The sequence below is a fragment of the Lutimonas saemankumensis genome (assembly GCF_020171465.1).
Lineage (GTDB): Bacteria > Bacteroidota > Bacteroidia > Flavobacteriales > Flavobacteriaceae > Lutimonas > Lutimonas saemankumensis.
On record NZ_JAIUZR010000001.1, the window covers coordinates 256,054 to 266,605 of the forward strand.

Below are 10,552 nucleotides of genomic sequence, written 5' to 3' on the forward strand. Positions count from 1 at the left end.
TAACAAACTTATGGCAATATTAAATTTTCAGAAACCGGATAAAGTATTGATGATTGAATCTACTGATTTTAACGGTAGGTTTGAGTTTAAACCTTTAGAGCCCGGTTACGGACTAACAGTTGGTAACGCCTTGAGAAGAGTGTTGTTATCTTCTTTAGACGGATATGCAATAACTTCATTGAGAATTGAAGGAGTTGAACATGAATTTTCTACGATCGAAGGGGTTGTTGAGGATGTAACTGAAATCATTCTTAACTTGAAGCAAATGCGCTTCAAACAACAGATTGAAGATACGGACAGTGAAACTGTCGTTTTATCGACTACCGGTAAAGAAGAATTGACTGCAGGAGATTTTCAAAATTTCATTTCTGGTTTCCAGGTTTTGAATCCGGATTTGGTGATATGCAGAATGGAACCTAAAGTGAAGATCGATTTGGAGATCACGATTGAAAAAGGTAGAGGTTTTGTTTTAGCTGAGGAGAACAAGAAGGTATCTGCTCCTCTTGGAACAATTTTTATTGATTCGATCTACACTCCGATCAAGAATGTAAAATACGCAGTTGAAAACTTCCGTGTTGAGCAAAAGACTGATTATGAAAAATTAGTTTTCGATATCATCACTGACGGTTCAATTACACCTAAGGATGCATTGACTGAAGCGGCAAAGATCCTGATCCATCACTTTATGTTGTTCTCTGATGAGAGAATTACGTTAGAGGCTGACGAAATTGCGAAGACTGAAACCTATGATGAGGAGTCTCTGCATATGAGACAATTATTGAAAACTCGCTTGATCGACATGGATCTTTCAGTAAGAGCTTTGAATTGTCTGAAAGCTGCTGAAGTGGATACTTTGGGAGACCTTGTTTCTTTCAACAAGAGCGATTTGATGAAGTTCAGAAACTTCGGAAAAAAATCACTTACAGAGTTGGATGAACTTGTAAACAACAAAGGATTGACCTTTGGAATGGATTTAACGAAATACAAATTAGATAAGGAGTAGATTTGTTATTGCTATAGCAAATTGTAAATAGTCAAGTGAAAGATGAGACACGGAAAGAAATTTAATCATTTAAGTAGAAAAAAAGCGCATAGAAAAGCTATGTTAGCGAACATGGCTTGCTCTTTGATCGAGCACAAGCGTATAAATACGACAGTTGCCAAGGCAAAAGCTTTGCGTCAATATGTGGAGCCACTAATCACAAAATCTAAAAACGATACTACACATAACAGAAGGATTGTTTTTAGCAGTTTGAAAGATAAATATGCTGTTTCTGAATTATTCAGGGATGTGGCAGTTAAAGTTGGAGACAGACCAGGAGGATATGTAAGGATCATTAAATTAGGAAATCGTCAGGGAGATAATGCCTCGATGGCAATGATCGAATTGGTAGATTACAATGAAATTTACAATCCAAAGGCTAAAAAGAAAAAAGCAACAAGAAGAAGAGGAAAAAAATCTTCATCAGCTCCAGCCGCTGAAGCACCTGCTGCTGAGGCACCTGCTGCTGAAACAGCTGTTGCTGAAAAAGTTGAAGAACCTAAATCAAAAGATGCTGAGAACAAGGATGAAGCATAAATTGGATTTTTGTTTTTAAAATGATAAAAGGATGAGCTATTTTTGGCTTATCCTTTTTTTTTGAATAAAAAAAAAGAATTAGCGTAAGATAACCTCAAAGAATACAAGAATAAGATATGAAATACGAAACAAGAAAAAAGGCCATTCTGATCTTGAAAGACGGAACCATGTTTGAAGGTAAATCGGTTGGAATAGATGGCACAGCGGTGGGTGAGATTTGTTTTAACACCGGAACTACGGGATATCAGGAAATCTTTACGGACCCTTCCTATTATGGACAATTGATGGTAACTACAAATGCCCATATTGGGAATTATGGAATTAACGAGCAGGAAGAAGAATCTGAAGGAATCAAGATTTCCGGACTTGTATGCAGAAACTTTAGTTTCGATTATTCCCGGGTAAATGCACAGGAGTCGCTTCTTGACTATTTTAAGAAGCAGAACTTTGTTGCGATTTCAGATGTTGACACAAGAGCCCTTGTACGTTATATCAGGGATAAAGGAGCAATGAATGCCATTATTTCAACAGAAACGGATCTGGATGCCCTTCAGGAGCAACTTGATGCGATTCCTTCAATGGAAGGTCTGGAACTGGCTTCCAAAGTATCTACCGAAGAACCTTATACCGTAGGTGATGAGAATGCGAAATACAGAATTGCCGCTCTCGATATTGGCATTAAGAAAAATATATTAAGGAACCTGACCCAAAGAGATTGTTTTGTGAAGGTGTTTCCATTTGATGCTTCGTTTGAGGACCTTAGTTCTTTTAATCCTGATGGATATTTTCTTTCTAATGGACCAGGAGATCCTACTCCGCTTAAGAATGCTCAAAAAGTGGCAAAAGATATCATAGACCGGGATTTACCTTTATTTGGAATCTGTTTAGGGCATCAGGTCATTGCTTTGGCCCATGGCGTTCCTACTTATAAGATGTTCAATGGACACCGTGGGATAAATCACCCTGTGAAGAATCTAATTACGGGTAAAGGAGAAATAACGTCTCAGAACCATGGATTTGTTGTGGATAAAAAAGCTGTAGAGGATCACGACATTTTGGAAATTACTCATGAACATCTAAATGATCATACCCTTGCCGGAATGCGCGTAAAAGACAAGAATTGTTTTTCTGTTCAATACCATCCTGAAGCGAGCCCGGGGCCTCATGATTCGGCTTATTTATTCGATCAGTTTATTGAAATGATCGAGGCGTCAAAGTGAGTTTAAACCCAGTTCAGAATCTCGAAAACGATATCGTAGTTTAATCAAGTTTAAAGGCCCAAAACCCTTTATATTTAGTAAATTTACATCAGTAAAAACAATTAAAATTTTAAGAAAATGAGCATTATATTAGACATTCATGCAAGACAGATATTTGACTCCAGAGGTAATCCTACTGTTGAGGTTGATGTGATCACTGAAAATGGTGTATTGGGAAGAGCTGCTGTTCCATCAGGAGCTTCAACAGGTGAACATGAAGCTGTTGAATTAAGAGACGGAGGAGATGATTATATGGGAAAAGGAGTATTGAAAGCGGTTGAAAATGTAAATGAGATTATCGCTAAGGAGGTAATTGGATATTCTGTTTTTGAACAAAATACCATAGATCAGATCATGATCGAGCTGGATGGAACACCGAACAAAGCTAAGTTAGGTGCCAATGCCATTTTAGGGGTTTCACTTGCAACTGCAAAAGCTGCGGCAAATGAATTGAATCAGCCATTGTACAGATATGTGGGTGGGGTTAGTGCAAATACCTTACCTGTTCCTATGATGAATATTGTAAATGGTGGATCTCACTCTGATGCTCCTATCGCATTTCAGGAATTTATGGTGATGCCGGTTAAAGCGAAAAACTTTACTGAAGCCATAAAAATGGGTAGCGAAATCTTCCATAACCTTAAAAAACTATTGCATGACCGTGGTTTAAATACGGCTGTGGGTGATGAAGGTGGTTTTGCACCGACTTTTGACGGGACTGAGGATGCACTTGATACGATCATCAAGGCCATCGAAAAAGCCGGTTATAAGGCAGGAGACGAGGTGATGTTGGCACTTGACTGTGCAGCTGCCGAATTCTATAAAGACGGAAAGTATGACTATACTATTTTCGAAGGAGATAAAGGTGTGGTCAGATCAAGTGAGGAGCAGGCAGATTATATCACAGAATTGGCCGGAAAATACCCGATCATTTCTATAGAAGACGGTATGGATGAAAATGACTGGGATGGCTGGAAGTATTTAACTGAAAAAATCGGTGATACGGTTCAGCTTGTAGGAGATGACTTGTTTGTGACCAATGTTGAGAGATTGGCAAAAGGAATCGATAACGGAATTGCTAATTCTATTTTGATCAAAGTAAATCAGATTGGTACCTTAACAGAAACAATTGCTGCGGTTAACATGGCACATAACGCAGGTTATACCTCTGTAATGTCTCACAGATCGGGAGAAACAGAAGATAATACAATTGCTGATCTGGCGGTCGCACTGAATACCGGACAGATCAAAACTGGATCTGCTTCGAGAAGTGATCGTATGGCCAAATACAATCAGTTGTTAAGAATTGAAGAGGAATTGCACAGTGTTGCCTATTACCCTCAGCTGAGTGCTTTTAAAGTAAGATAAAATCTTATCGTTTATAACAAAAAAAGCTGAATGTATGTTCAGCTTTTTTGTTACTTAAATAGCTCAATTTAGGAGGAAAATTGTGAGTTATTTTGTAATTTCGCGAGTAGAATAAATTATTAAAAATTAAATTAAAATTACCTATGTCAGAAGTAGCAAAATTGATTGTTAATGGGCAAGAATACGAATTCCCAGTTATTGTTGGAACCGAAAATGAGGTAGCCATTAATGTGAAAACATTAAGGTCTGTTACCAATGGAATCATTACATTGGATTCCGGTTTTAAAAATACTGGATCCTGTGAAAGTAAGATCACTTTTTTAGATGGAGAAAAAGGAATCCTGAGACATCGAGGTTATGCTATTGAAGAATTGACGAAAAAGGCCAGTTTCCTTGAGGTTGCTTATATGATCATTTTTGGAGAATTACCCACAAAGGAGCAATTTGCTAAATGGGAAAAAGATATCAAACATCATCAGCTTTTGAATGAGGAGATGAAAGATATCATTGACGGATTCCCTAAAAAGGCTCATCCTATGGGTATGCTTTCTTCATTGACTTCAGCCTTAACTGCATTTAACCCTGCTACTGTTGATATCACCAAGGAAGATCAGGTGTACGATGCCATTACCAAGTTAATGGGTAAGTTTCCTGTCATTGCAGCTTGGGCACATAGCAAAAACCTGGGGACTCCGCTAAATTACGGGGATAATTCATTGAATTATATCGAGAATATCATGCAGATGATGTTCAGGATCCCAACAGAAAAATACGTATTGAATCCTATTGCAGTCAAAGCTTTGGATGAGTTGTTAATCTTACATGAAGACCATGAGCAGAACTGTTCAACTTCCACGGTTAGAATCGTAGGTTCTTCTGAAGCCGGATTATTTGCATCTGTTTCTTCCGGAGTATCTGCACTTTGGGGAAGACTGCACGGAGGAGCAAATCAGGCTGTTCTTGAAATGCTTGAGAATATCCAGAAAGACGGTGGAGATGTGGAGAAATATATTCAGAAGGCGAAGGATAAAAATGATCCTTTCCGTTTGATGGGCTTTGGTCACAGAGTCTATAAGAATTTTGACCCAAGAGCAAGAATTATCAAAAAGGCTGCTGATGAACTGTTTGAAGATCTGGGAACCAATGATCCTGTACTGGCTATCGCCAAGCATTTAGAGGAAGTAGCGCTTAATGATGATTATTTTGCTCAAAGGAAGTTGTATCCTAATGTTGATTTTTATTCAGGGATTATTTACCGTGCTCTTGGTTTCCCAAGAGAAATGATGACCGTTATGTTTGCGATTGGAAGATTACCGGGATGGATCGCTCAATGGAGAGAAATGCGACTGAATCATGAACCTATAGGAAGGCCAAGGCAATTGTATACTGGAGAACCTTTAAGGCCTTTTAAACCATTTGAGGAAAGATAAGGCTTAAAAAAGGAACAATTTTAAGTATTTTGAATTGTTCATAAATTTTAATGCGCGTTGATGATTATTTATCATCAGCGCGCGTTTTTTTTATTTATTTTTGCGAAAAATTCAATTTTATGAATCTTCATATTCAAAATGAGACTTCCCGATTAAGAGCCGTTGTTCTTGGTACGGCTGAATCGAACGGGCCGGTTCCAAAGATCGAGGACTGCTATGATCCGAAATCCGTTGAGAACATTCTTGCAGGAACATATCCAAAGGAAGAAGATATGGTCAAGGAAATGAGTGCCTTTGAAAGGGTACTTAAAAAGTATGATGTTGAAGTATTCAGGCCTAAGGTGTTGAAGGATGTAAACCAGATTTTCGCCCGGGACATTGCCTTTGTGGTTGAGGATAAATTTATACGTTCGAATATCCTACCCAACAGGATCGAAGAACTTGACGCCATTGATCATGTTTATAACCAGGTTGCGAAGGAGAACAGAATAATTCCTCCTGAGGAGGTACATGTAGAAGGTGGAGATGTTATGCCCTGGAACGAGTATATTTTTGTGGGTGTTTACACCGGGCCTGATTATGCTGATTATATTACGGCACGAACCAACAAAGAAGCGGTGGAATTTTTAAGAAAGTTGTTCCCGGAAAAAAAAGTAAAGTCTTTTGAATTGAGAAAATCAAACACGGATGCCAAAAACAATGCCTTGCACCTGGATTGTTGTTTTCAGCCAGTGGGGAAAGACAAGGCCATTTTGCATAAAAATGGTTTTTTGGTGGAGGAAGAGTATCAGTTTCTTGTGGATTATTTTGGAAAGGAAAATGTTTTTGAAATCACCAGGGAAGAAATGTATGAGATGAACTCCAATGTTTTTTCTATCTCAGAGGAGGTTGTGGTCTCTGAAGCAGGTTTTACAAGACTGAATCAATGGCTTAGAGATCAGGGCATCACAGTTGAAGAGGTCCCTTATGCTGAAATTGGAAAGCAGGAAGGATTGTTAAGATGTTCCACCTTACCCTTGATCCGGGATTAATAAAAGACCCATTCCAATTTTTTAGAATTTAAAGAATAACCAGAAATTATCATCAGAATTTAATGAAACTGCTTACCAATACAATTTTAATGATCCGGCCTGTTTCTTTCAGAATGAATGAAGAAACCGCTGTAAATAATTATTACCAGCATGAGATTAAAGGACTAACTGCTGAGGAAGTCCAGGAAAAGGCTCTTGCAGAATTTGATGCCTTTGTATCAAAATTAAGAGAAGCAGGTATAAATATTATCGTTGTGGAGGATACCCTGGTCCCTGATACTCCAGATTCGATTTTTCCGAATAACTGGATCTCATTCCATTCAAATGGAAAAGTAGGCATATTTCCAATGTTTGCCGAAAACAGGCGTCAGGAAAGAAGAGAGGATATATTTGATATTCTGGAAGAAAAAGGTTTTGTGATAGAAGAGATCGTAGATTATACGTCGGCTGAAGAGGAAGGATTGTTTCTGGAGGCAACCGGTAGTATTGTACTGGATCGTGCCCAAAGAATAGCCTATTGCGCTCTGTCTCCAAGAGCCGATGAGGACCTGTTTATAGAATTTTGCGAAGATTTTGAATATACTCCCGTTATTTTCCATGCGTACCAGACCGTTGATGGAAAAAGAGAACTGATCTACCATACCAACGTAATGATGGCTGTAACCCGGGATAACGTGGTGGCATGTCTGGATTGTATCGACGACAAGAAAGAAAAGAAAAACTTTATCAGACAAGTCAAGGCCAGTGGCAAACAGATTCTGGACATTAGCGAGGAACAGGTTGAACAATTTGCAGGTAATATGTTGCAGGTGATAAATGGGAATGGAGACGCTATAACGGTGATGAGCCAGTCTGCTTATGACAGTTTAAGCCCGGATCAGATTGAAATTTTATCAAAGGAGGCCACTCTTTTATCAAGCGATCTGAGTACGATCGAAGCCTGTGGCGGAGGTAGTGCACGCTGTATGATGGCAGAGGTTTTTTTGAGCCGAAAAAACAGTTAAATTTTTTCTTTTTGTTTATAACTAGCCCAATCTGTTAACAACTGAATTTTGTTGAGAATGTGATAATTAATTGCTGCCTTTATTGCGATATCGACTAGTTTTTTCTTCCATTTTTGACACCTTCGCAAATATGGTTTAAGACCCGTAATTAGTACAATTTAACTTTTTGAAAATTCATGAATTCCTTTAGAATCTCTTCAGATTTGAAGGATACTTTCGCCGTGGAATTTTTGATGATAACAAAGATTTATGCATTGTGATTGTTATTATTAAGATTACTAGTTATTCCCCCAATTAATAAATACAGAAATCCAACTATACTTTGGTGATTCAATGCTGTTCAAATTTGTCTATGAAAAAGAGGGTTCAACTATTATACCAGTTAAATTTGATTTTGTTATTTTTCTTAGGAAGTAACATTATTTATTCACAATCTAATTCTGCTAAAATATCAAATTTCAGAATTGAAAATGCGCATAAAGATCGTATTTATTTTGATGTTGAAGGTAATATTTCCAAATTGAGTATTCAGGGCTTCAAAATTTCCGGTAATTCAATATCGGGATTGAATAAGAATTCAAAATATTTTACAGTAAAAAAATCATTCAGTTTCTGGGATAACAACACTATTAGATTAGAAAAGGGAAATGGGGTTGTTTCGGATTTCGCATTAACTCATATTAAAAACAAAATAAATGAACCTAAAGCAAAACGTGAGGAATGGTATGTTAATTCAAAGATAAAAAGGTCGGGAGATGGAAAATCCCCTAATTCTGCGTTTAAGACGATTATGGAGGCTGTAAAATCAATTAAAAAGGGAGGAGCTACTATTCATATTAAGGCAGGTAATTATGGCGGGGAATTTATTCAATTATGGGGGGTTCTACCTGCAAGTTCCAAGTCTAATCCTTTTATTTTACAAGGGTACAGGAGTAAACCAGGTGATTTAAATGGTGTGAATTTTTATACCTATTCGAAAGGAAAAAAATTGGAAGCAACCAAAGCTCCATTGCTTGATGGAAAAGACCGGTCGAAAGGAACCGCAATTTCTCTGGCGGGAGGGAATGGAGTTACAAATAGAGATTTTATAATCCTTCGGAATATTCAAATTCAAAATTTCCAAAAAGGAATTATGAGTAATCAAGGTAAAAATTTGATTGTAGAAAATTGTGTCGTTAGAAATATTGGAACGGGTTCAAGGGATCATGGAATTCATTTTTTCAAAGCTAGAAACATTCGAATATCCAAGTCTATTTCGATAAATTCTTCCGTTGCGGCATTCAATATTGAAGGTGATTTTAATGCAGTCTACGATTGTAAGGCCTTCGGAGAAGACTCGGGGGGACTGAAGATGGATTATTATTTCTCGCTTCAAGGTCGAAATAATATATTTATGAATAATCTTTCAAAAAAAATATTGAAAGATGGTAAGGATTGGGAACATGGATTTAGCGTCTCAGGTGATAAAGTAGGAGATACAGAATTCAATTTGATTGAAAACCATGAAGCGACTGGAGGAGTTAGAGGTATTGAATTAAGAAGGGGAGGTTGCTCACATAATGTTGTGCGATCTTTATATTCTCACGACACAGAGCTAGGGATTCAAATTAGGGATGGCTCGAACAATAATATTATTGAGAATAGTGTTTTCAATAATGTAGTTAAGGGTATTGATTTCTCGGCATCCGACGAGGCAGGTTTTGGAAGTGCTCTGAACAATACTTTTAGAAATGTGATTATTTCAAATGCTAAAAAAGTTTTATATCATAGGGGAAGATCAATTGCAGACCGACCTGAAGTGAGAGGAAATAAATTTTATAATTTGACAATTGTGAATTCAAATACATTATGGTCTAATTATGAGGTAAAACCAAAAACTTCTTCAAACGAATGGGTGAATTGTAATATTATTGATGTATCGAGTCAAGGATTTAGTAATGGACAGTCCTTTTCCAATTCGAATTTTTACGGTAGTTTTCAATCATTAGTGGGTAAATCATCCAATATTTCAAAGGATCCGGCTTTTAGAAATAAAAATAATAGAGATTTTAGATTAAAATCAACAAGTAAATTGATCAATGCGGGAAAAAAGTTGAGTTCAGTTTTAATGGATTTTGAAGGTAGTAAAAGACCACAAGGTAGTTCTCATGATATTGGTGCTTATGAATACGGTGAAAAAACGATCAATACGATAAATGCAGATGCCGGAGATGATGTTTCAATTTGCAAGGGAGAAAAAGTTACTTTAACAGCAACAGGAGGAAAGAAATATAAATGGAGTAACGGAAAGACAACTCCAACGATAACAATAAGCCCTTCAAAAACGATTACCTTGACGGTTACAGTTTCAGATGGGATCACCACGGATGAGGCAAAAGTCAAGGTCACTGTAAATGAAGTTCGAGCGAATGCGGGTAAGGATGTCAGCATAGAGGAAGGAGATGAAGTAACATTGACAGCTACGGGAGGTGACACTTATCTTTGGAGTACTGGAGAAACGACCCAAAGTATTACGGTCAGTCCCACAAAGACAAAAGGTTATGAGGTAAAGGTAAAATCCGGGGATTGTGAGGATAGTGATCGAGTGAAAGTGACGGTTAAAAAGTCGACACCACCAGTTGTAGCTGTAGTAAATGATGATTTGAGTATTTGTAAGGGAGAAGAGGTTGTGCTATCGGCCGGTGGAGGTGATACCTACAGTTGGAGTACAGGATCTACTTCTTCAGAGATTACGATTAGTCCAGAAGAGACAACTACATATACGGTTACAGTTTCAGATGGGATCACCACGGATGAGGCAAAAGTCAAGGTCACTGTAAATGAAGTTCGAGCGAATGCGGGTAAGGATGTCAGCATAGAGGAAGGAGATGAAGTAACATTG

8 protein-coding genes are annotated in these 10,552 nt (G+C 37.6%); all 8 read left to right on the forward strand.

Features of this window, described 5'->3' with window-relative positions:
* Positions 1-10: 10 nt before the first annotated feature.
* Entirely contained in the window at positions 11-1,003 is a 993-nt protein-coding gene (locus LCM02_RS01160) for a DNA-directed RNA polymerase subunit alpha (protein ID WP_224926475.1), read from the forward strand.
* A gap of 42 nt (positions 1,004-1,045) precedes the next feature.
* Positions 1,046-1,579, forward strand: coding sequence for a 50S ribosomal protein L17 (gene rplQ / locus LCM02_RS01165; RefSeq protein WP_224926476.1), 534 nt, complete (start codon positions 1,046-1,048; stop codon positions 1,577-1,579).
* A 116-nt stretch (positions 1,580-1,695) separates the two neighbouring features.
* Entirely contained in the window at positions 1,696-2,799 is a 1,104-nt protein-coding gene (gene carA, locus LCM02_RS01170; RefSeq protein WP_224926477.1) for a glutamine-hydrolyzing carbamoyl-phosphate synthase small subunit, read from the forward strand.
* 117 nt (positions 2,800-2,916) lie between these two features.
* The gene (gene eno, locus LCM02_RS01175) at positions 2,917-4,206 is read left to right on the forward strand and encodes a phosphopyruvate hydratase (protein WP_224926478.1); all 1,290 of its coding nucleotides are present in this window, start codon (positions 2,917-2,919) and stop codon (positions 4,204-4,206) included.
* Between the two features lie 143 nt (positions 4,207-4,349).
* Complete coding sequence (locus LCM02_RS01180) at positions 4,350-5,636, forward strand: citrate synthase (protein ID WP_224926479.1); 1,287 nt, start codon at positions 4,350-4,352, stop codon at positions 5,634-5,636.
* Positions 5,637-5,755: 119 nt separating this feature from the next.
* Positions 5,756-6,667: a dimethylarginine dimethylaminohydrolase family protein gene (locus tag LCM02_RS01185; protein WP_224926480.1), complete on the forward strand. Its 912-nt coding sequence runs from the start codon at positions 5,756-5,758 to the stop codon at positions 6,665-6,667.
* A gap of 62 nt (positions 6,668-6,729) precedes the next feature.
* Positions 6,730-7,671: a citrulline utilization hydrolase CtlX gene (ctlX, locus tag LCM02_RS01190; protein WP_224926481.1), complete on the forward strand. Its 942-nt coding sequence runs from the start codon at positions 6,730-6,732 to the stop codon at positions 7,669-7,671.
* Positions 7,672-8,023: 352 nt separating this feature from the next.
* Positions 8,024-10,552 (forward strand): right-handed parallel beta-helix repeat-containing protein (locus LCM02_RS01195; protein WP_317197438.1); only part of this gene is annotated, 2,529 nt, incomplete at its 3' end.